At 34.9% G+C, this 23,318-nt stretch carries 19 protein-coding genes; 14 read left to right on the forward strand and 5 right to left on the reverse strand.

The window, feature by feature from the left end:
- Positions 1-953: UDP-glucose 4-epimerase GalE (galE, locus tag ACODS7_RS24470; RefSeq protein WP_488827780.1), on the forward strand; the 953-nt coding region annotated here is incomplete at its 5' end.
- A 571-nt stretch (positions 954-1,524) separates the two neighbouring features.
- Here galE and ACODS7_RS24475 read toward each other — a convergent pair.
- The gene (locus ACODS7_RS24475) at positions 1,525-1,926 is read right to left on the reverse strand and encodes a hypothetical protein (protein ID WP_016079559.1); all 402 of its coding nucleotides are present in this window, start codon (positions 1,924-1,926) and stop codon (positions 1,525-1,527) included.
- Between the two features lie 371 nt (positions 1,927-2,297).
- Here ACODS7_RS24475 and ACODS7_RS24480 point away from each other — a divergent pair, with 371 nt between their 5' ends.
- Together ACODS7_RS24480 and ACODS7_RS24485 are read left to right on the forward strand one after the other, a co-directional pair.
- Entirely contained in the window at positions 2,298-2,888 is a 591-nt protein-coding gene (locus ACODS7_RS24480; protein WP_000542569.1) for an AmiS/UreI family transporter, read from the forward strand.
- A 96-nt stretch (positions 2,889-2,984) separates the two neighbouring features.
- Complete coding sequence (locus tag ACODS7_RS24485; protein WP_141542496.1) at positions 2,985-3,878, forward strand: NAD-dependent epimerase/dehydratase family protein; 894 nt, start codon at positions 2,985-2,987, stop codon at positions 3,876-3,878.
- 88 nt (positions 3,879-3,966) lie between these two features.
- Here ACODS7_RS24485 and sodA read toward each other — a convergent pair whose 3' ends face one another.
- Positions 3,967-4,593, reverse strand: a complete 627-nt coding sequence (gene sodA / locus ACODS7_RS24490) for a superoxide dismutase [Mn] (RefSeq protein ID WP_000094037.1) — start codon at positions 4,591-4,593, stop codon at positions 3,967-3,969.
- Between the two features lie 216 nt (positions 4,594-4,809).
- On the opposite strand from sodA, the gene ACODS7_RS24495 reads away from it, so the two are divergent.
- Together ACODS7_RS24495 and ACODS7_RS24500 are read left to right on the forward strand one after the other, a co-directional pair.
- On the forward strand, positions 4,810-5,880 hold the full coding sequence (locus ACODS7_RS24495; RefSeq protein ID WP_088114527.1) for a nitric oxide synthase oxygenase: 1,071 nt from the start codon (positions 4,810-4,812) through the stop codon (positions 5,878-5,880).
- Between the two features lie 361 nt (positions 5,881-6,241).
- Positions 6,242-7,810 (forward strand): BCCT family transporter, encoded by a 1,569-nt coding sequence (locus tag ACODS7_RS24500; protein ID WP_043937454.1) that lies wholly within the window; start codon positions 6,242-6,244, stop codon positions 7,808-7,810.
- 52 nt (positions 7,811-7,862) lie between these two features.
- On the opposite strand, the gene ACODS7_RS24505 is transcribed toward ACODS7_RS24500, so the two are convergent.
- On the reverse strand, positions 7,863-9,161 hold the full coding sequence (locus ACODS7_RS24505; RefSeq protein ID WP_088114526.1) for an MFS transporter: 1,299 nt from the start codon (positions 9,159-9,161) through the stop codon (positions 7,863-7,865).
- A gap of 325 nt (positions 9,162-9,486) precedes the next feature.
- Between ACODS7_RS24505 and lytS the strand changes: the two genes are divergently transcribed.
- From lytS to msrB, 6 genes are all read left to right on the forward strand, one after another.
- Positions 9,487-11,256 carry a two-component system sensor histidine kinase LytS gene (gene lytS / locus ACODS7_RS24510; RefSeq protein ID WP_243169011.1) on the forward strand — a complete coding sequence of 590 codons (1,770 nt, stop codon included), beginning with the start codon at positions 9,487-9,489 and terminating at the stop codon, positions 11,254-11,256.
- A complete protein-coding gene (locus tag ACODS7_RS24515) occupies positions 11,234-11,974 on the forward strand; it encodes a LytR/AlgR family response regulator transcription factor (RefSeq protein ID WP_243169010.1) in 741 nt (246 codons plus the stop codon). Before lytS ends, ACODS7_RS24515 begins: the two co-directional genes overlap by 23 nt.
- A gap of 132 nt (positions 11,975-12,106) precedes the next feature.
- Positions 12,107-12,538, forward strand: coding sequence for an antiholin-like murein hydrolase modulator LrgA (gene lrgA / locus ACODS7_RS24520; protein WP_043937447.1), 432 nt, complete (start codon positions 12,107-12,109; stop codon positions 12,536-12,538).
- 35 nt (positions 12,539-12,573) lie between these two features.
- Positions 12,574-13,266, forward strand: a complete 693-nt coding sequence (gene lrgB, locus ACODS7_RS24525) for an antiholin-like protein LrgB (RefSeq protein ID WP_016090713.1) — start codon at positions 12,574-12,576, stop codon at positions 13,264-13,266.
- Between the two features lie 324 nt (positions 13,267-13,590).
- Positions 13,591-14,625, forward strand: a complete 1,035-nt coding sequence (locus ACODS7_RS24530; RefSeq protein ID WP_001166013.1) for an AI-2E family transporter — start codon at positions 13,591-13,593, stop codon at positions 14,623-14,625.
- Between the two features lie 101 nt (positions 14,626-14,726).
- The gene (gene msrB / locus ACODS7_RS24535) at positions 14,727-15,692 is read left to right on the forward strand and encodes a peptide-methionine (R)-S-oxide reductase MsrB (protein ID WP_016079565.1); all 966 of its coding nucleotides are present in this window, start codon (positions 14,727-14,729) and stop codon (positions 15,690-15,692) included.
- 28 nt (positions 15,693-15,720) lie between these two features.
- Here msrB and ACODS7_RS24540 read toward each other — a convergent pair whose 3' ends face one another.
- Positions 15,721-18,837 carry an efflux RND transporter permease subunit gene (locus ACODS7_RS24540; protein ID WP_029443704.1) on the reverse strand — a complete coding sequence of 1,039 codons (3,117 nt, stop codon included), beginning with the start codon at positions 18,835-18,837 and terminating at the stop codon, positions 15,721-15,723.
- A gap of 140 nt (positions 18,838-18,977) precedes the next feature.
- Between ACODS7_RS24540 and ACODS7_RS24545 the strand changes: the two genes are divergently transcribed.
- Positions 18,978-19,853, forward strand: coding sequence for a TetR/AcrR family transcriptional regulator (locus ACODS7_RS24545; protein ID WP_243169009.1), 876 nt, complete (start codon positions 18,978-18,980; stop codon positions 19,851-19,853).
- Positions 19,854-19,904: 51 nt separating this feature from the next.
- Here the strand turns inward: ACODS7_RS24545 and ACODS7_RS24550 are convergent, their stop codons facing one another.
- Positions 19,905-21,458, reverse strand: a complete 1,554-nt coding sequence (locus ACODS7_RS24550; protein WP_002083531.1) for an ABC-F family ATP-binding cassette domain-containing protein — start codon at positions 21,456-21,458, stop codon at positions 19,905-19,907.
- Between the two features lie 169 nt (positions 21,459-21,627).
- On the opposite strand from ACODS7_RS24550, the gene ACODS7_RS24555 reads away from it, so the two are divergent.
- Together ACODS7_RS24555 and ACODS7_RS24560 are read left to right on the forward strand one after the other, a co-directional pair.
- Complete coding sequence (locus tag ACODS7_RS24555) at positions 21,628-22,200, forward strand: TetR/AcrR family transcriptional regulator (RefSeq protein ID WP_000074955.1); 573 nt, start codon at positions 21,628-21,630, stop codon at positions 22,198-22,200.
- A gap of 59 nt (positions 22,201-22,259) precedes the next feature.
- Positions 22,260-23,198: an SDR family NAD(P)-dependent oxidoreductase gene (locus tag ACODS7_RS24560; protein WP_243169426.1), complete on the forward strand. Its 939-nt coding sequence runs from the start codon at positions 22,260-22,262 to the stop codon at positions 23,196-23,198.
- Positions 23,199-23,318 lie beyond the last annotated feature (120 nt).

Consider the following 23,318-nt stretch of genomic DNA (forward strand, 5'->3'; position numbering starts at 1 on the left):
ATAGCGGTTACGAAGTTATAGTAGTGGATAACCTTTCGAATAGCTCGGTAGAATCTATAAATCGAGTGAAAGAAATAACAGGAAAACAATTTAAGTTTTATAAAGAAGATGTTTTAAATCATGAAGCAATTGACGCAATTTTTGAAGAAAATGCAATTGACGCAGTTATTCACTTTGCAGGATTTAAAGCTGTAGGGGAGTCAGTAGCGATTCCATTAACATATTATCATAACAACATTACAAGCACGTTAGTGCTATGTGAAGTAATGCAGAAACATAATGTTAAGAAGATGATCTTTAGTTCATCTGCAACTGTATATGGTATCCCGGAAACGTCACCGATTACGGAGGAGTTTCCATTAAGTGCAACAAATCCATATGGTCAAACGAAATTAATGATTGAGCAAATTATGCGTGATGTAGCATTTGCAGATGCAGAATGGAGTATTGCATTACTTCGCTATTTCAATCCATTTGGTGCACACGAAAGTGGGCGTATCGGAGAAGATCCAAATGGAATCCCAAATAACTTAATGCCATATGTAACGCAAGTGGCAATAGGTAAGTTAAAAGAATTAAGTGTATTCGGAAATGACTATCCAACGAAAGATGGAACGGGAGTCCGTGATTACATCCATGTTGTGGACTTAGCAAATGGTCACGTAAAGGCGCTTGAGAAAGTACTGAGTACAACAGGAGTAGATGCTTATAACCTGGGCACAGGTATGGGCTATAGTGTACTAGAGATGGTTGAAGCGTTTGAAAAAGTTTCGGGCAAGAAAGTTCCTTATAAAATTACAGAGCGTCGCCCAGGTGATGTGGCAGTATGTTTTGCTGATGCATCGAAAGCAAAGCGTGAATTAGGCTGGGAGGCAACACGTGGATTAGAAGAAATGTGTGCAGATTCTTGGAAATGGCAATCAAATAATAAAAATGGCTATTTAGAAGTTTAATGATGAATATAAAAAAATGACCTTTGCATAAAAGCAAGAGGTCATTTTTTATATTCATTTTCTATTAAGTTTATTAGCGAACCTAGAAAAGAACGTTCGCTATTTTATAGGAATATTTGGCTGGCAACACATGTAGGAATCAATATTTTCAATGTAAGTAAAGGTATTGATTATTAAGTATGCGTTCTATTTCTCGTTTTAGAACGAAATTGTATTTAATATAGCCTAGTAGTAAGTGAATGAAGATTGAAAAGTGCTACAGAGGTATTGTTATAAATCAGGAAAATTATCGGAAAGGATATAGATGGGGGATCAACTGTCCGTATAATCCCCCACTAATTAAAGTTTCACTTTATGATCAGCCAGCAACACAAGAGCAATTTCAGCGAGCATATGTAAATTTATTAAAAGAAATTAAAGGTTTTGAATCAAGCCTATTCCTTATACAAAATTGAGGGTTTGAAACAATCAAAAACTGCTAAGGGGTACTATCGCGTTTTAGGTCCGTAATACAATTTTCTTATAAGAAAGAATGTATTACGGACCACCACCTATTACATAATAGGAGGAATTAATGAATTCGAACAAGTTGTTTGTGATATACTGTGTTTCCCTCTTGACTTGTATATGGTGGGAGACTTCGTCCGAAACAATTTGCAATAATATTGGAGTGAGCGGGATAAGAAATACGTATTTCATACAAATCAACAGTCTCATCTAAATTAGCATAAAAGACTGCGAGATGATTGCCTTGTAAAACATATGGGAATTCTACTTCTACATTTTCACCAATTAATACAGGTAACTTTACAGGATTAGAATAATTAGACCAATCCCACACTTCTATATTTACATAGTGAGCGTAATATGCATCTAAATTTACAATGTTTACGACTGCTGAAATAGTTGCAGGCTCTCTTGTTAACACACCTGTAGAGTGAAAAACAGAATGATTTGGATAATGAAGAGGCATAAATATCAAACCTTTCTTAAAATGATATGATTTTACAATATCTTATGCTAGAAGGTAGTAGAATGAGATAGAGGAATGTATTATTTTATTAATTTTTTATAGAAATTGAAAGCGTATTATTGAAAAGTATTCCAACACTTGTATCATTGCTAGAGTCCGTTTATAATCAAGGAATCCTAGTTCATGTTTTGATAGGATTATTTATTATTGAAAGCGTTTTAAGTTCGCTCCTTTTTAAGGTAGGAGGTCTGACTTATTTGGATGAAAAATTATGTATGTAGTTTTAAATGAGAAGAAAAATAATATAAGTATCACTTTATAGTGTGGGGAGGTTAAAAGTGTGAAAGGTAAAGATTTTCACACGAATATATATGGGTTATGTAGGATTATTACTTTCAGGGGCAGCTTTATTTTTAAATAGTCTTGTTATATTAGGGAAAGCAGAGATGAAAAGTGCGGGTGTTTTTAATTTATTTGTGGGTGCACTACAAATTATCATTCCGTTTTATTTGATCATGATTTCTGACCAAAGCAATTGGACAGTGTATTCATATGCGGCTACGTTCTTATTTGGATTAACTTATTTATATGTAGGTGTTACTTTTATAAAAGGAATGGATAGTAGTGGTCTAGGATGGTTTTGTATTTGGGTAGCAATTATTGCTTTATTCTATATGGTTGTTTCATTTGTTCAATTCCATGATGTTGTTAATGCATTAACGTGGTTTATGTGGGCATTACTTTGGTATTTATTCTTTGTGCTAAATACACAAAAGAAGAATATCAATCAATATCTTGGAAGGATTGCCTTCGTACAATCATGGGTAACATTGACTTTACCTTCACTATTTTATTTTATGGGAGTATGGGGAGAGGGATTCGTATATGAACTATGGGTTTATGTATCAGTAATTTCTATTTTGTACTTCTGTTATTGTATTTATAAATATCGAGTACGTTAATATATGATCTGCATAAAAGCATGGAATCGTTAAACTGATTTCATGCTTTTTTATATATTAGCGTTTTATAATAAAAAAGGTGGTATCTCATAAATCATGAAAATGGGGATGATGAAATTGAAGAAAGTGTTGGTGCTAGGAGGAACAAGGTTTTTTGGTAAACATTTAGTAGAGTACCTTTTGCAAGCTGGACACGATGTAACAATTGCCACGAGGGGAGTTACTGAAGATTCTTTTGGTAGCGCAGTAAAAAGAATAATTGTTGATAGAGAAGATGGAAAGCTACTAGAAAAGCGTCTAGAAGGAAAAAGTTATGATATTGTATACGATAATTTATGCTATAGCTCAAATGCAGCGAAAATGGTATGTGAAGTTTTGAAAGGAAAAACGAAGAAGTATATTATGACATCTTCAATGGCTGTCTATGAACCTGCATTAAGCTTGTTAGAAGAGGACTTTAATCCATACGAATATGCAATTACATATGGAGATAGGAATGATTTTAATTATAGTGAAGGAAAGCGATTAGCCGAATCGGTTTTATTTCAATATGCAACATTCCCAGTCGTTGCAGTGCGTTTTCCAGTTGTTATTGGAGAAAATGACTATACGAAAAGGTTACAATTTTACGTTGAATGTGTTGTGAACCAAAACCCTATCGTTGTGGATTATATAGATGGAGCTTTGTCATTTATACATGAAAAAGAGGCAGGAGAGTTTCTAGCTTGGTGCGGAATGGAAAATGTGAAAGGACCAATTAACGCCTGTAGTAACGGAGTAGTTTCTACGGAAGAAATTATTCATTTCATAGAAGAGAAGACGGGAATAAAAGCACTTATCCAGGAAGTTGGGGAAAATATAGCTCCTTATAATGAAGTAACTAACTGTACGCTACATAATGGAAAGGCTCGTGAATCCGGATTTTTATTCCGAGAGCTGAAACTAGAAATAAAAAATGTTTTAAAACATTATATAAATACAATGAAGTAATCATAAATCCCCCGGTGGCAATCCGGGGGATTCTGGAGGATTTCGACAATACTGATTTTACATTACCAAATTTACCTTATACGTACGACTAATGTTTTTGCGATTGAATTGCTTGTAAATACTTCTCGTTTACTTGGTCCCAGTTTACTGTATGCCACCAATTGGTAACAAACTCTGGGCGCCGATTTTGATACTTTAAATAATAAGCATGTTCCCATACATCAATTACGAGTAAGGGGATTTTCCCTTCTTGCAAAGGCGTATCTTGATTTGGTGTACTCATAACAGAGAGTTCCTCACCGTCAAGAACAAGCCATCCATAGCCACTTCCAAAACGACTAATAGCTGCTTTGGAAAGTTGATCTTTTAAGTTGTCAAAGGTATTGAAATAATAATCAATTACTTTTGCAACGTCTCCATTAGGCTCACCGCCACCTCGTGGGCTCATCACTTCCCAAAAAAGACTATGACAATAGTGACCACCACCGTTATTTCGTACAGCCGTAACAATTTCCTTCGGTAAAGCATCTAAATTACATAGCAATTCTTCTAAAGATTTATTATGTAATTCAGTATAATTTTCTAAAGTAGCATTTAAATTATTTACGTATGTCGCATGGTGCTTTCCATGATGAATGGAAAGTGTATTGCTATCGATATGTGGCTCTAGTTCATCATAGTCATATGAAAGCTTTGGCAATTGGAATGAAGACATAAGATTACCTCCTTTCTATTTAAAAGTTGGTCTAGGTAAAAATACTTTACCTGAGTCAAAAATACACTCATTTTCCATGTAAGTCAATAGTAAGCTTGTTAATTTTCTGAAAAATATTACAATAAAAGTAACACTCTCACTTTCATTTGTGACTCCTATCCTTTTTGCTTATACTGTAAAGTAGTAGCGTTTTGTTGAAATAGAAGGAGATCGTTTATGAGTAAAACGAAACAATTAATAGAGGAAGCAAGTAATTTTATTACGATTTGTTATAAGGAGCTTCATAAAGAGAAATTGATAGAAGAACGTATAAAAGAAGTTCAAATTGAGATAGAGAAGACAGGGACATATGAGCATACATTTGAAGAACTTGTTCATGGTTCACGAATGGCATGGCGTAACAGTAATAGATGTATTGGAAGACTATTTTGGAGTAAGATGCACATATTAGATGCGCGCGAAGTAAATGATGAAGAGGGTGTATATAATGCATTAATTCATCATATTAAATATGCAACGAACGACGGAAAAGTTAAACCAACCATTACGATTTTTAAGCAATATCAAGGTGAGGAAAATAATATACGAATTTATAATCACCAATTGATTCGATATGCAGGATATAAAACAGAAATGGGAGTGATCGGTGACTCTGATTCCGCTGCATTTACGGACTTTTGTCAGGAGCTTGGCTGGCAAGGAGAAGGTACGAATTTCGATGTATTGCCACTTGTGTTTTCTATAAACGGGCAGGCGCCTATATATAAAGAAATTCCGAGAGAAGAAGTAAAAGAAGTGCCAATTGAACACCCAGAATACCCAATTTCATCACTTGGAGCAAAATGGTATGGGGTTCCAATGATTTCAGATATGCGCTTAGAAATTGGCGGTATTTCTTATACAGCCGCTCCGTTCAATGGATGGTATATGGGAACAGAGATTGGGGCGCGCAACTTAGCGGATTATGATCGTTATAATTTACTTCCGGCTGTTGCGGAGATGATGGATTTAGATACATCGAGAAACGGTACGTTATGGAAAGATAAGGCGCTAATTGAGTTGAATATTGCCGTACTACACTCTTTTAAAAAACAAGGAGTTAGTATTGTTGACCATCATACTGCTGCACAACAATTTCAGCAATTTGAGAAGCAAGAAGCTGCTTGCGGTCGTGTTGTAACAGGTAATTGGGTGTGGCTTATTCCACCGCTATCTCCAGCTACCACTCATATTTATCATAAACCGTATCCGAATGAAATTTTGAAGCCAAATTTCTTTCATAAATAATATTTAGTGCAGTTTTTTTCTGCAAAATATAATTTTTTTAAATTACTGTTATGTAGCAAATGGAAGCCTTTACTCTCGGTTATTTTTGGAAGAGGATTTTTGAACCAAGGAGTTCCTTATGTTATAATCAAATTTCTGTTTCGAAGACCTTATAGAAATATAAGGTCTTTTGTTTTGCTTTTTTATGTAAGAGGAAGAGATTTTTTCTTTTAAATAAGGGATTTGGCATATTTTTAGGGACAACATAAGTATGTGGAAAGCCGATAAATTATTATGCATATATAATTATTATGTTTTGGGTTTAAACAATAAAACATAATAAAGTTGTTTTTTTAGATTGCTGAGGAAGGAGGAAGTGTAAATGAGGATGAAGAGTCGAAAAACTGATTGGCCTGTATTTATTATTAGCGGTGGTTCACTTTTATTATTTGTAATTGCAGTTTTTTTGAATAAGGATTATGTAGAGAGTGCGATTAATACCAGTTTTGCTTTTTCAATTAAATATTTCGGTGCCTTCTGGCAAGTTTTATTGTTAGGTACATTTATTGTTGCGATGTGTATGGCGTTCTCGAAATATGGGAGGGTCAAACTAGGTAATTTAGAAAAACCTGAGATTAGTACGGCAAAATGGCTTGCTATTATTATGTCTACATTACTTGCCGGAGGTGGCGTTTTTTGGGCAGCAGCAGAGCCAATGTACCATTTGATGACGGTGCCACCAATACATGACGGTATATCTGCTGGAACGAAAGAAGCAGTCATGCCTGCTTTAGCACAAAGTTATATGCATTGGGGATTTTTAGCATGGACGATTTTAGGTACAATTAGTGCGGTAGTTATGATGTATGGACATTATCATAAAGGTATGCCGCTAAAACCTCGAACGCTTTTATATCCTATTTTTGGGGAAAAATTAAGAAAGAGCCTGCTTGGAACGATAATTGATGCAGCTGCAATTATTGCGGTAGCTGCAGGTACAATTGGCCCAATTGGATTTTTAGGTTTACAAGCAAGTTATGGATTACAAGAATTATTTGGAATTTCTGATGTGTTTACTACTCAATTAGCAATTATTGTTTGTGTAGTGGCCGTGTCTACCATATCGGCAGTAACAGGTATTGATAAAGGGATTCAAATTATAAGTAATTTAAATGTTAGATTAGCAATTTTATTAATGGCATTCATATTACTATTTGGGCCAGGTGGATTTATTATTGATTCGTTTGTTTCTTCGTTTGGATTTTATGTAAGTGAGTTTATACCGATGAGCACATACCGTGGTGATACAAGTTGGTTAGGATCTTGGACAATCTTTTTCTGGGGATGGTTTATTGGATACGGACCAATGATGGCAATTTTAGTGAGTCGAATTTCAAGAGGGAGAACGATTCGAGAAATCATCGTTGCAATTGGAATTATCGCACCTATTATTACAACGTTTTGGTTTACTATATTAGGGGGATCAGGTGTGTTTTATGAGTTAATGAATCCTGGGTCTATCTCGGACGCATTAAGCGAATCTGGTATGCCGGCAGCTATGATTGCAATTACAGGGCAATTGCCACTTTCTAATATTATTGGACCAGCATTTCTTTTATTAACAATTTTGTTTGTAGTGACAACAGGAGATTCAATGGCGTATTCCATTTCGATGGCAGTGACTGGAGACGGAGATCCTAGAATTAGTTTGCGAATTTTTTGGTCGCTTATTATGGGCGCAGTTGCAGCAATTCTTTTATATATGGGTGAAGGAAGCATTAATGCGCTACAATCGTTTATCGTGGTGACGGCAGTTCCGGTATCAATTTTGTTATTCCCAATGCTATGGTTAGCGCCTAAAGTTGCGGGAGAATTAGCATTAAAACAAGGTATTGTAAAAGAAGAAGATAAAACTGCATTCTTATTTCAGAAGGCTAGTAAATCAAAATAAATAAAAACGTAAAAGAGGAAGCATCCTAAATGAGATGCTTCCTCTTTTACGTTTAATCTAATACTTTTCCCTTTGTTTCTGGTACACATAGTAGCATTGTAATTAACCCGATTGGGTAGATGATAAAAATCAAGGACAATGCTCCAAGTAGGTTGCCACCTGTAGCGAGTAAGCCGATGATAACAGGCCCAAATCCAGCTAATCCACGTCCTGTACCGAAAATAAAGTTTTCTGCGGTAGAGCGAGCTTCAGCAGGATAGTTTTCAGCTAAAATTGCCCCAAATCCTCCCATCATTCCATTTGCAAAGAATCCAAGCAATGCACTTCCCCATAATAATAATGTTGAATCTGTGAATAAGAAGAAGTAAATGAGACAGTATACTGTACCGCCAATATAATAAATTGCAAAAGTTTTACGACGACCAATTTTATCAGCTAGAATACCAAAGGTTGCAATTCCAATTAGCATACCGATGGTAGAAATGAACATCCAGCCACTTGCTTTTGCTAATGTATAGTTATATTTATTTGCTAAAATAGTTGGCATCCATGTGAAGATTCCGTAATATCCGAAGTTCTGGATAAATGACATAATAATAAGACCGATTGTTGTGATTGTTACTTTTTTACTGGCAAATAACTTTCGAAGTGGGAATTTTTTTATATGTTTTAGTTGTTCTGCTTCAGTAGGTGTTAATTTACCTGCAGCTTCTTTTTGTAATAGTTCTTTTTTGTAGCGTTGTTTTTGCTCCCATATTTTCGGTTCACTTAAACTTTTACGGACATAGACAGCTAGTAAAGCTGGAATTAATCCAAATAAGAAAACGGCTCTCCATCCAAAATGCGGGACAATAAATGCTGGAAGGAGTGAAGCAACCAGTACACCAAATTGCCATCCAAGTGCAACAACAGATGTCGCTTTAGCGCGCATTTCTTTAGACCATGTTTCTGTTACAATGGCCATTCCGATTCCGAATTCACCACCAACTCCCATTCCAACTAAAAAGCGAAGAATTAATAATTGCCAGTAGTCTGTTGCGAAATAAATGAGTGCGGTTGCTAGTGAAAACAGTAAGATTGTGAAGGCCATTGTACGAATACGTCCAAATAAATCAGCAATAAATCCAAATAAATAAGAACCAATTAACATCCCTATTGTGGTAGCTAATGTTAAGTTTCCACCTTCAACAGGACTTAAGTGAAACTCTTTTAAAATATAGACAAGTACGAAAGATAATAGCAACATATCTAAACCTTCTGCTGCATATCCTAGCGCAGAACCAAATAATGTTTTATACCTTTTCGCTTTCGTCTCCTCTGTTGTTTGATGTACATCAGTAGTGACGTTCATTATTACTCCTCCTTATTTTCTACAGTCGCTATGGAAGAATAACAAAAGGCCTTCTCACCTGATATGATGAGAAGGCCAAAAAAGCATACGTATCCCCCAAAAAAGAACATACGTATATTGTATTCCGACTTCCTTCTCAACCTCACGGGGTTGGGTTAAAGGACTGTATTATATTACTTTATTTTTAGCACTCTTCTATTGTATTGTCAAATAAAGAGGGGATTATTATGTGTAAAATATTTCAAAAAACATTTCGTTCTTCTTGACGCCGGCTTCATTATTTTCCCATAATAAAACTAACTAAATAAAAAGGAATGAATCAAAGATGCTAAATTTAGTACTCATGATGATTGAACGAGTCGGACTTATAGTTATTTTAGGATTTTTACTCTCTCATATTAAAACTTTCAGGCGCCTCCTTCATAAACAGGACGGCTATGTAGATAAGCTTAAGCTTATTTGTATTTTTTCGGTATTTACAATTGTAAGCAATTACACTGGGATTGAAATAGCAGGAAATACGATTATGAATGAAAATTGGTTACAAGGTGTTTCTTCGTCAAGTACAATTGCGAATACGCGTATTATGGGTGTTGGTATTAGTGGCTTACTTGGTGGCCCTATCGTAGGGGTTGGAGTCGGGTTTATTGCTGGTATTCATCGTTATATGCTTGGTGGTACGACAGCGCTAAGTTGCGCAATCTCTTCTATTTTAGCGGGGATTATAACTGGTTATATCGGATATATTTTCAAAAAATATAATCGTACAATTACTCCTAAGTTTTCAGCAGTTTTAAGTGTTTTTATCGTATCTTTAGAAATGGTTATGATTTTATTAATTATAGAGGATGGAATTAGCGTTGTGAAAACAATAGCGATACCGATGATTCTTGTAAATAGTTTTGGGAGTTTTATTTTACTTTCTATGATACAAGCTATTTTGCGTCAGGAGGAGAATGCAAAAGCACTTCAGACTCATAAAGTATTGCGTATTGCTGATAAAACGTTACCGTATTTTCGTCAAGGCTTAACAGAAGAATCGTGTAAGCATGTGGCACAAATTATTCACCGCTTTACAGGAACGGATGCGGTATCTTTAACAGATACAGAGAAAATATTAGCGCACGTTGGATTAGCATCAGATCACCATATTCCTTCACATAGTTTAATAACTGGTTTATCAAAAGAAGTTTTACATACAGGGCAAATAAGGAAGGCGAAATCACGTGAGGTTATTAATTGCCAACATGAAAGCTGTCCCTTACAAGCCGCTATTGTTATTCCACTAACTTCACATGGAAATACGATAGGTACATTAAAACTGTATTTCAAAAATTCTAACCAGTTAAGTCGCGTTGAAGAAGAATTAGCAGAAGGGTTAGCAAAAATATTCTCCACGCAGTTAGAGTTAGGAGAAGCTGAGTTGCAAAGTAAATTACTTCAAGATGCGGAGATAAAAGCATTACAAGCGCAAATTAACCCACACTTTTTATTTAATGCGATTAATACAGTATCAGCTTTATGCCGAACAGATGTAGAAAAAGCAAGGAAGTTATTATTACAGCTTAGCGTGTATTTTCGTTGTAATTTGCAAGGGGCACGTCAGTTATTGATTCCACTAGAGCAAGAATTAAACCACGTACAGGCATACTTATCACTAGAACAAGCAAGGTTCCCAAATAAGTATGAGGTAAAGATGTATATTGAGGATGAGCTAAAGACAACTTTAGTACCACCATTTGTTCTTCAACTATTGGTTGAAAATGCATTGCGACATGCTTTTCCGAAGAAGCAACCAATATGCGAAGTGGAAGTGCATGTTTTTGAAAAAGAGGGTATGGTTCACTTTGAAGTAAAAGATAATGGACAGGGAATTGAGGAAGAACGTTTAGAACAATTAGGAAAGATGGTAGTTTCATCAAAGAAAGGGACTGGAACAGCTTTATATAATATTAATGAACGTCTTATTGGGTTATTTGGGAAAGAAACGATGCTTCATATCGAAAGTGAATTAAATAAAGGGACGGAGATTACCTTTATTATTCCAAAAAAAGTAGGGGAGGAAGAGCCGGGTGTTAAAAGTATTAGTAGTTGACGATGAAATGTTAGCACGTGATGAACTAAAGTATTTATTAGAGAGAACGAAAGAAGTTGAGATAGTTGGTGAGGCTGATTGTGTGGAAGATGCATTAGAGGAACTAATGCAAAGTAGACCAGATATTGTGTTTTTAGATATTCAATTATCCGATGATAACGGATTTGAAATCGCGAATATATTAAAGAAGATGAAAAATCTACCTGCAATTGTATTTGCTACTGCCTATGATCAATATGCGTTGCAAGCATTTGAAGTAGATGCATTAGACTACATTTTAAAACCATTTGATGAAGAACGTATTGTGCAAACATTAAAGAAGTATAAAAAACAAAAACAAGCGCAAATAGAAACGAAGCACGAAATAAAGGGGACAGATGTAGCAGCAGAGATGCATAAATTAGCATTACCAATTGAAGAATCAATCGTACTTGTGAATATTGAAGACATTATATATGTAGGGCTTGTAGATGGGAAAGTAACAGTAAAAACAATGAGGGAAACGTATGTAACACATGATACACTTGTAATTTTAGAGAAGAAGTTACCACAAGCAAGTTTCATGCGCATCCATCGTAGCTTTATTGCGAATATTAATCATATTACTGAAATTCAGCCATGGTTCAATTCTACTTATAATTTAATCATGAAAGAAGGATCGAAAGTACCTGTTAGCCGTACATATGCAAAAGAACTCAAGAAGCTGCTTCGTATTTAAGAAGTGGCTTTTGTATTTCATCCTTTTATATTTGTAACTGATTCTGTATATTTGACGTTCCGTTATGTAAACGCTTACTTTGGTGTTTATATCCTATACAATAAAGGTACCAAATCGAAAGAGGTGGCCAAAATGAGTACGAAAAAAGTATATAGTTTCTTATCACAAGCATTTATATTCTCAGCTATTATGTTAATTTCAAATATTATTGTAACGCATTTACCAATTCCAATGCCTTCATCGGTAATCGGGTTAGTTATTTTATTTAGTCTATTATGTTTAAAAGTAATTAAATTGGAGCAAGTTGAATCACTTGGAACAGCTTTAACCGGTATTATCGGATTCCTTTTCGTCCCATCAGGTATTTCAGTTATTAATTCTCTTGGTGTAATGGGGCAATACTTTGTACAAATTTTAACTGTAATTGTTGTAGCAACAGTTATTTTACTCGCTGTAACAGGATTATTTGCACAATTCATTTTAGGAAAAGATGAAAAAGAAACAGAAGATACAAAAGAATTGAAAGTAGTAAATAAAGGACGCAAGCACGGAAAGGTTGCGTAACCATTGTATTTATATATTGTTAGGAGGTAATGAATATGGCAAGCACAATGACTCCATATTTCGGAATCGTCGTTTCATTAATCGCATACGGAATCGGAACATTATTATTCAAGCATTCAAAAGGGTTCTTCCTATTTACACCATTATTCGTAGCGATGGTATTAGGCATTGTCTTTCTAAAGGTAGGTAACTTTACTTTTAAAGAATATAATACTGGTGGAAAAATGATTAGTTTCTTCTTAGAGCCAGCAACCATTGCATTCGCTATCCCACTATATAAACAAGTTGATAAGTTGAAAAAATATTGGTGGCAAATTTTATCAGCTATCGTGGTTGGATCTATTTGCTCAGTAATTGTCGTGTTCATTGTTGCAAAAGCAATCGGTTTAGATACAGCAGTAATGAATTCAATGCTACCGCAAGCAGCAACAACAGCAATTGCGTTACCAATTTCAGAAAGTATTGGTGGTATTCCTGCAATTACATCGTTTGCGGTTATTTTCAACGCAGTTATCGTATATGCATTAGGAGCATTATTCTTAAAAACATTTAGAGTGAAACATCCGATTGCAAAAGGTTTAGCACTTGGAACAGCGGGCCATGCATTAGGAGTTGCAGTAGGAATTGAAATGGGTGAGGTAGAGGCAGCGATGGCAAGTATTGCTGTAACGGTAGTTGGGGTTGTAACAGTAGTTGTCATCCCAATGTTCATGCCATTCATTGGATAGTAAAACTTACTTAAAAAATAAGAAAAGCAAGCTATTTGTAGGACAGATTTCTACTGATAGCTTGCTTTTTATGTTACAGTAGTGGTAAGACCTATTTAAAAAAATGTAAGTTTCCTTAAATCTTCATTAATACTATGTAGAATACGTTTTGAATTAGGTCATTGTATTGTAAAATAAGAAGTAAGCTACTATATACCTGTTAAGGTAGGCATATAATGAGTTTATAAAAATCTTAATATGAATGAATAATTAAAAGTAGAAAAGAGAGAGAAATCTACTTATTAACGTTTTAGTTTATAGGACAGGAGAGAGTATTCGTCGATTATGCAAATAAAAAACCTGTTTCAAAGCAAAGGATTTCAGAGGTTACTCGTATTAGTAATACTTGCTCTCGTGTTATACGGGCTGCAAAGTATGTTGAATTTAATATTAATTACGTTTATTCTCACGTATTTAATGGATCGATTCCAAAAGTTTATTTCCCGCAAATTAGATCATTTCATGCCTATTAATCGAAAAATTATTATAGCATTTCTATATGTAATGTTAATTGGTGGAATTGCTATTACGCTATTTAAATATTTACCAGTATTAACGATACAAATTTCACAATTGATTTACCAATTCAATGTATTTTTAAGAAACCCACCAGATAGTGAACTAATTAGGTATGCAGTTAATGCTGTCAATCATATGGAGCTTTCTAAATATGTAGGACAAGGCGTAGACATTTTGTATAAATCGATTACGAATGTTGGTAAATTTGGCCTTCAAGTTTTACTTTCTTTAATTTTGAGTTTGTTTTTCTTACTAGAAAAATCTCGTATTGTTGGTTTTACTGCAAAGTTTAAAGAAAGCAGGCTTGCAATTTTCTATACTGAAATTGAGTACTTTGGAAAGAAATTTGCACGCTCATTTGGAAAGGTAATCGAAGCACAATTTTTAATTGCTGTTGTTAACTGTGTTCTTTCAGTTATCGCATTATGGATATTAGGATTCCCGCAATTATTAGGTTTAGCGTTAATGATTTTCTTGCTTGGCTTAATTCCAGTAGCGGGGGTTATCATTTCGTTATTCCCACTTTGTATGATTGCTTACAATATTGGCGGTATTATGTACGTTGTTTATATTTTAATTATCGTAACAGTGATTCATGCGCTTGAAAGTTACGTATTAAATCCGAAGTTTATGTCGCAAAAAACAAATTTACCGATTTTCTATACTTTTATGGTATTAATTTTCTCAGAGCACTTCTTAGGTGTATGGGGACTGATTATCGGTATTCCAATTTTCATTTTCTTATTAGATGTCCTAGATGTGACAAGTGATGAAATGGAGAAGGATGTTGGAACGAAATAAAGTGAAGTAGAGAAAAAGCATCGATGTTCGATGCTTTTTCTTTTATAACATTATGTTTCTTATGCCATACTGTAAGGAGAATATAGAATAGGGGTGAAGTAATGGCTGTAAATGAAAAGGTAGAAGTGGCTACATTTGCTGGAGGGTGTTTCTGGTGTATGGTTTCTCCATTTGAAGAGATGGAGGGAATTATACAAGTTGTTTCAGGTTATACAGGCGGTCATAAAGAGGACCCAACGTATAAAGAAGTGTGCTCAGAAACAACAGGACATTATGAAGCGGTACAAATTACATTTGATGCAAACAAAATGCCGTATGAGGAATTGTTACATATATATTGGAGACAAATTGATCCGACCGATATTGGAGGACAATTCCACGACCGCGGACAGTCTTATGAAACAGTGATTTTTTATCATAATGAAGAACAACATAAAAAAGCAGAAGCCTCAAAAGAAGAACTTGAGCAGAGTGGGCGCTTTTCAAAACCAATTGCGACAAAAATATTGCCAGCAGCTACATTTTATCCAGCTGAAGAATATCATCAAGGATATCATAAGAAAAATACATTCCGTTATGAGTTATATCGTAAAGGCTCAGGACGAGATGCTTTTATTAAGCAACATTGGCCAAAGGATAATGCTCATTTAAAAGAAAAACTCAATGAGATGCAGTTTTATGTAACGCAGGAAAATGGTACAGAACCACCATTTCGAAATGAGTATTGGAACCATAAAGAGGAAGGTCTTTATGTAGACATCGTTTCAGGTGAGCCGTTGTTTACTTCTCTAGATAAATTTGATAGTGGATGTGGATGGCCTAGTTTTACAAAACCAGTTATGTCAGCAAGTGTGAAAGAAAAGATGGATGTGAGTCATAATATGACACGTACAGAAGTGAGAAGTAAAGAAGGAGATTCACATCTTGGACATGTATTTCCAGATGGTCCAGGACCGAATGGACTTCGTTACTGTATTAATTCCGCAGCTCTTCGATTTATCCCGAAAGGGGAGTTAGAAAAAGAAGGATACGGTGATTTCTTAATCTTGTTTGGGAATAAAAAATAACCTCGCAGTTAGCGAGGTTATTTTTTTGCTATTTTGTTTTTTTCTTTTTAAATTTGCTTAATACTTCATAAACGATTGGAACAATAAGAAGTGTTAATAATGTTGAACTTGTTAATCCACCAATTACCGTCACACCAAGTCCTTTAGAAATTAAGCCGCTACCTTCAAATCCTAATGCAAGCGGGATAAGAGCCCCGATTGTTGCAATTGCAGTCATTAAAATCGGACGAAGGCGTGTTGCACCAGCTTCTAATAAAGCTTCACGTGTTGATAAACCTTCATTTTCTTTATGAATAACGCGGTCGATAAGCACGATTGCGTTTGTTACAACGATACCGATTAACATAAGCGCCCCAATCATTGCAGATACACTTAATGTTTCACCAGAGATTAATAAGGCAACAAGAGCCCCAATAATTGTGAATGGTAGCGAGAATAAAATTGCGAATGGTGCAAGGGCACCGCCAAATGTAACGACAAGAACGAAGTATACAATGGCAATCGCAGCTAACATCGCTAGGCCAAGTTGCTTGAATGATTCTTGAATATCTTTAGTAACACCGCCCATAGAAACATCTACACCAGAAGGAAGATCCATTTTATCTACTTCTTTTTGGACTGCAGCAGATGCTTTTGAAACGTCATCAGATGTTAATTTTGCACTAACCTCTGCATAAACACGGCCATCTCGGTGTGTTACTGTATTCGATGTTTCACCTTCTTTTACAGTCATAACATCTTTCACAGCTACTTCATTACCAAGTGGTGTTGTAATTTTGCGATTTGTTAAGTCATCGATTGTTTCATAATTTTGTTTTTCAGCTTCTACATATACATTGATATCTTTACCGTCTTTTTTAATAGTTGTCAGAACAGGGCGGTCATGTTGATTAGAAAGTCCCATTCCAATTTGAGCAGCCGTTAAGCCCATTTTACTTAGCTTTTCTTGATCTGCGACTAAAGTGTACTCTGCATATGTTTTTGCAATACTAGAATCTATATCTTTTAAGTCTTTATTTTTCTTCATGATATTTTGAATATCTTTTACGACAGGCTTAATGTCTTCTGAGCTATCTCCGTAAACGTATAGTTTAATTTCATTACTACCGCCACTTGCTCCGAAGTCTTGGTTTTTCCATTCACCTTTGCCAGACATCTTCTGTAAATCTTTAACGACTTGTTCTTTTTCTTTTTCGAAGTTTTTCGTGTCGTTATCATATTGAACGAAGAACATAGCTTGATTTGTTTGACCAGGGCTCATTGGGTTCTCTCCACCTAATGAGAACTGAATTGTTTTCACGTCTTTATTATCTTGGAAGTGCTTTTCAGCTTTCGTTGCAATTTTTTCAACGTCTTCTAATGTTTGACCTGGTTCAGGTTTGTATGTTGCGATAATCATTTTTTCTTCTTCAGAAGGTAAGAAACTTACACCGATAACGGGCACAAGTGCGAGACTACCAACTAATAGAAGGACAGCAATACTAGATGTAATAATTTTGTGATTTAAAGCCCATTCAAGTATACGTTTATACCCATTTGCTAATTTGCTCGGTTTCTCTTCATGATGTACCTCTTTTTCTCTCATGCTTTCTTTCTTAAATAAGGAATGAGCAAGCATTGGTACGATTGTAACAGCCACTAGTAACGACGCTAATAAAGCGAAGACGATAGTTAAGGCAAATGGTAAGAACATTTCACCAATCATACCTTTTACAAGTCCTAGAGGTAAGAATACAGCGATTGTCACAATGGTAGAAGACATAATAGGGATAAACATTTCTTTCGTAGCTTCACGAATTAAATCTTTTCCGCGCAATTTCTCTTCTGATAACGACATACGTCGGTAAATATTTTCAATAACAACAATTGAGTCATCAACAACACGGCCTATAGCCACTGTCATTGCTCCAAGCGTCATAATGTTAAGCGTAATATCCATTTGCTTTATGACTAAAACAGCAATTAATAAAGAAAGTGGTATTGAAACGACAGAGATTAACGTTGTTCGAATATTTCGTAGGAACAGCATAATAATAACAATCGCAAAGATAGCGCCGAAAATTGCTTTGCTCAGCATTGTTTCAACTGATTTTTCAATAGGTGCACCTTGGTCGAATGTTGAAATGATCTCTAAATCTTTATATTTTTTCTCAAGATCTTTTACTTTATCTTTTACTGCATTTACAACATCAACTGTATTTGCATCAGAGGCCTTCACAATTTGAATTCCAATTGCTTCTTTTCCATTTGTTCGAGAAATGGATTCTGCTTTCCCAACTTCTTTAATGTCAGCAATTTCGTCTAATGTAACTGTTGGAATTCCGTTCATAGCAGCTGGATTCATTTGCGGCGTTTGTGCACCAGCGCCAGCATTTTGACTACCTTGACCGTTAGGTGATGAAGGTATAGCTGGGATTTTGATTTCTTTTAACGCTTTAATTGTTGTAATATTGCCATCTACAACAACTGATTTTTCCGTGTCTTTAAACGTGTATAAGCCAAGTGGTAAAGATACGTCCGATCCCTTAATCACATTTTTTACAGTATCTTCACTTAGTCCTAATTCTTTCATTTTATCTTTCTTGAAGACGAGCTGTACTTCATCTACTTGTTGACCTGCAATTTGAACAGATGCAACACCATCAAGTCCTTTTAATCCTGGTACAACATTTTTCTCTACATTTTCAGTTAAGGTAGCTAAAGATTCATTCTTGCTTGCTACGCTTAACGAAATAACAGGAAAAGCATTGAAGTTTACTCGTGAAACTTTAGGATCTTTAACACCTTCTGGGAGTTTCACATTCGTGAGAGCCTCTTTAATTTCCGTTTCTGCTTTTTCCATATTTTTATCAAAATCGTATTCTACTTGAATAGAAGATGCGTTTTGAAAAGATGATGAGCTCACAACGTTAACACCGCTTAAATTTTGTAGTTGTTCTTCCATCGGCTTTGAAACTTTATCAGCTACTTCTTCTGGTGTAGCACCAGGATAGACCGTAGTTACTGTCACAATCGGTGTTGTAATATCAGGAATTGTTTCCAGCTTCATATTGAGTCCAGAGTAGATCCCTGCAATAGTAACAATAATGGTTAGTAGCCAAACTGCGAACTTATTTTTTAACGAGAAATTGATGATTTTGTTCATGTTTGCGCTCCCTTTTTATTATATTGACCAACTGGTCAGTCTAATACATAATATAACTGACCGTTCGGTCAAACGTCAATAAAAAGAGATGGTATAATACATTTATAATAAGATGCGAGATTAAATTTAGGAGAGAAGATATGAAAGAAAAAGAGCGTTTAATTATAGAATCGGCTATGAAGTTGTTTGCGAATAAGGGTGTAAATGCAACGTCGGTACAAGAAATCGTCACCACTTGTGGTATTTCAAAGGGAGCTTTTTATTTGTATTTTAAATCAAAAGATGAGCTTTTATTAGCGACGCTTCGATATTATTATGACAAAATCCAAAAGAAAATGCTGGATATTGAACAAGAGTCTTTATTACCACGTGAAAAATTTGCAAAACAATTACATTGTCAGTTTAATGATATACAAAAGCATAAAGAATTTATTATTATGCATGCGAGAGAAAATGCGATTCCGTTTAATAAAGAAGTTGAAGAATTTATGATGCGGATGAAGTTAGAGTCTCATGCATTTTATCGGAATAGTTTATTGTCCATTTATGGTGAAAAGGTTATGCCATATTTATTGGATTTAGTAATTATAGTGGAAGGCATATGCCGTGGGTATTTAGAATTAATTATTTTACAAGCAGCAGAAATTGACTTATCTTATGTCTCTGCTTTTATTTTAAAAAGAGTAGATAATTTAGTAGATGGATTGGTAGAATCTTCGGAAGAACCTATTTTACATGAAGAAAAGCTTGGAGAATTCCTTTGTAAATCAGAGCTCATTAAGGAACAAGTTAAAGAGCATTTTTTAAAAGAAATTATTGTATTTAAGCGTAATTTAGCTGATCAATTAGAGGATGATGAATTGCTAGTAACATTAGATGTTTTAGAGGCGGAAATGCGATTGCTTAATCCAAGAATTCCGGTAATTAGAGGTATGTTAGCAAATTTAGAGGCGTATCCGGAATTAAAAGAATTTCGATTACGCCTTATAGGATACTACAATATAAAAAATTCTTAATAAAAACAAGTAAAAAACTCCTTGTCTACACAAGGAGTTTTTTCTTAAAGACTACTTACTATTTTGAGACCATTTTTCAACATCCCAAACCTTTGTGATCCAATCTTCATAGAATTCCGGTTCGTGACATACAAGGAGAATTGTTCCTTTATATGCTTTCATAGCCTTCTTAAGTTCTTCTTTTGCTGTAACATCAAGATGGTTTGTCGGCTCATCAAATAGTAGCCAGTTACTTTCTTCACCCATTAACTTACATAAACGAACTTTTGCTTGTTCTCCACCACTTAATTGACTTAATGGGCGAGAAATATGTTCATTTTTTAATCCGCATTTTGCTAACATCGCACGAATTTGATGCTGGTCTAGGCCAGGGAATGTATTCCATACATCATCAATTGGTGTTATATTATCAGCTTTAACTTCTTGCTCAAAGTATGCAGGCTCTAAGAAGTCACCAAGACTTGTTTTACCGTTTAAAGGTTTAATTTTACCTAAGATTGTTTTTAGTAACGTTGATTTACCAACACCATTACATCCAACAATAGCAATTTTTTCACCACGCTCAATTGTCATTGATAGCTTTGGTAGTAGCGGATGTGTATATCCGATTTCTACATTTTCACCTTCAAAGACGAAGCGACTACTTGCACGACTTTCTTTAAATGAGAATTCAGGTTTAATTGCTGTTTCCGGACGATCAATAAGTTCCATGCGATCAAGTTGTTTTTGACGACTCTTTGCACGACCTGTCGTTGAATAACGAGCCTTGTTCTTTGCAATGAAATCTTCTTGCTTTTTGATAAACTCACGCTGCTTTTCATAAGCGTTTATATGTTGATTTTTATTGATTTCTGCTAGTTCTAGGAATTTTTCATATGTCGCTGTATAGCGCGTCATTTTTGTGAATTCTAGATGGAAAATAACATCAACACATTTGTTCATAAATTCTGTATCATGAGAAATTAATAAGAATGCATGTGGATATTCTTTTAAATAAGTTGTTAACCAATGAATATGTTCAACGTCTAAATAGTTAGTAGGTTCATCAAGCAATAACACTTCTGGTTGCTCAAGTAATAGCTTTGCAAGCAATACTTTTGTACGTTGTCCACCACTTAGTGCTGAAACATCACGATCTAAACCAATAGCATCAATTCCAAGACCACGTGCAGCCTCTTCAATTTTCATATCTAGTAAATAGAAACCACCTGCTTCAAGTGCATCTTGTATTTCTGCCATTTGTTCAAGAAGTTCTTCTAGTTCTTCTGGTGTAGCAGTTCCCATTTTTTCTGTAACTTCATTTAAAGCTGTTTCCTTTTCGAATAACGGTAAAAATGCATCCGCTAGTACGTCACGAATTGTACGTCCAGGCGTTAAAACCGTATGCTGATCTAAGTAACCGTAATGTGTGCCTGGTGTCCATTCTACACGACCTTCGTCATGAATGAGCTGACCAGTAATGATATTCATGAATGTTGATTTACCAACACCGTTTGCACCAACTAATCCAACGTGCTCACCTGCTAATAATCGCATAGATACATCTTTAAATAATGTACGATCGCCAAATGTATGTCCTAATTTTTCAACTGTTAATAAGCTCATAGTATCCTCCGTCCAACTTGAAATAGTACCTTGAATCATGATACTAAATTCTTTCATATAATGCCATCATTTCAAAATGTATATTTTTTCAAAAAAAGGGTTGCATTAATTTTCTGAAAATATATAATATAATTGAACAGTGGTTAATTAAATGTGTGAGGTATGAAATATGTCGCCAAGGAAAGCAGTTAAACAAGAACTAACAAGAGAAATGATTATGAATGTAGCTAGGGGGCTATTTATAGCACAAGGATATCAACATACTTCAATGCGCAAAATTGCAACAGAACTTGGATATAGCCATGGTTCGATTTATTATCATTTTAAAAACAAAGCAGAGCTATTTTACGCAATGGTGGAACAGGATTTTCAATTATTAAATAAAAAGTTAGATGAAATTTGTAATCAAAAATTATCGAGAGAAGAGCAACTAAGAGCAGTTTTATTCGGTTTTATTGAATTTGGTCTAAGAAATCAGAGTCATTATGAAATTATGTTTTTAATTAAAGATGCCGAATTAAAAGAGTGTTTGGCAAATAGTCCTAATGTTAGCTATGAAAAATTTGCGAAGGTTATTTCTTCTTTATGTGATGGGAAATTAAATGCGATGATAATATGGTCTGTTTTTTTATCATTACATGGATTTGTAGCACATTATTGCAGAAGTGGTCAAACGTTTGAAGAACTACAAGGTTTGGCTAAAGTACATGTAGAGTTTATTTCAAAATCGCTTCTTATGTAAGTGATTTTCTTTTTAACATTAATTGAACGGTGGTTAATTAATTTAGGAGGGGATTTATAATGAAGAAGGCTTTAGTATTAGGTGCTTCTGGTTCAATGGGTTATGCAATTGTAAACGAATTATGTGACCGAGGGATTCATGTAGTTGCTTTTGCAAGAAATAAGGAGAGATTAGGTGCATTATTTTCTGGGAACAAACATGTAGAAGTTGTAGCAGGCGACGTATTTATACAAGAGGATATAATGAATGCTGCTAAAGATGTTGATATTATATTTCATGCTGTAAATATTCCGTATTCAGATTGGGAGAAACAACAAGAGAAATTATTAATAAACATATTAGAGGTATCGAAACATTACGGTATCAAACTAGGAATAGTTGATAATATTTATGCGTATGGAAGGCAAGGGGAAGGGCTTGTAAAAGAAGATGCTAAAAAGAGACCACAAACAAAGAAAGGGAAGATTCGTTTACAACTTGAAGAGATGGCAAAACAAGCTAATGTACGAATGTTTATTGCTCATTTCCCAGACTTTTATGGTCCAAATGCAGAAAATACACTTGTCCATCATACATTAAAGGGAATACTTGCAAATAAAATGTCTAGCTTTGTTGGAGATAAAAAGATTGCCCGTGAATATATTTTTACACCAGATGGTGCAAAAGCGATGGTTGAATTAGCTTCACATGATGAGGCCTATGGACAAAATTGGAACATACCAGGTTATGGTGTCATTACAGGTGAGGAAATGATTCAACACATACGGGAATTAACGGGATATACCAAACGAATAATAGCTGTAAAAAGAGGAATGATCAAGTTCATTGGTCTGTTTGATAAGCAGATGAAAGAATTTGTGGAAATGCTATATTTGACGGAAAAACCAGTTGTATTAAGCGGGGAGAAATATGAGAGGTGTATCGGGGAGATACCAAAAACTTCGTATTATAATGGGCTAAAAGAAATGATTATATCTATGCAAAAAAAGGGTGTGTAAATGTTAGGATATAAAAAAGTTACTTCTACCTATAGAAGTAACTTTTTTCAGGCTGTGGAGAAAGTGTCTTCTCTACAGCCTGTTTTTGTGTCTGAACCTCTTTTTATGTGTCAACACTGA

It is taken from the genome of Bacillus sp. FG16 (genome assembly GCF_057809515.1).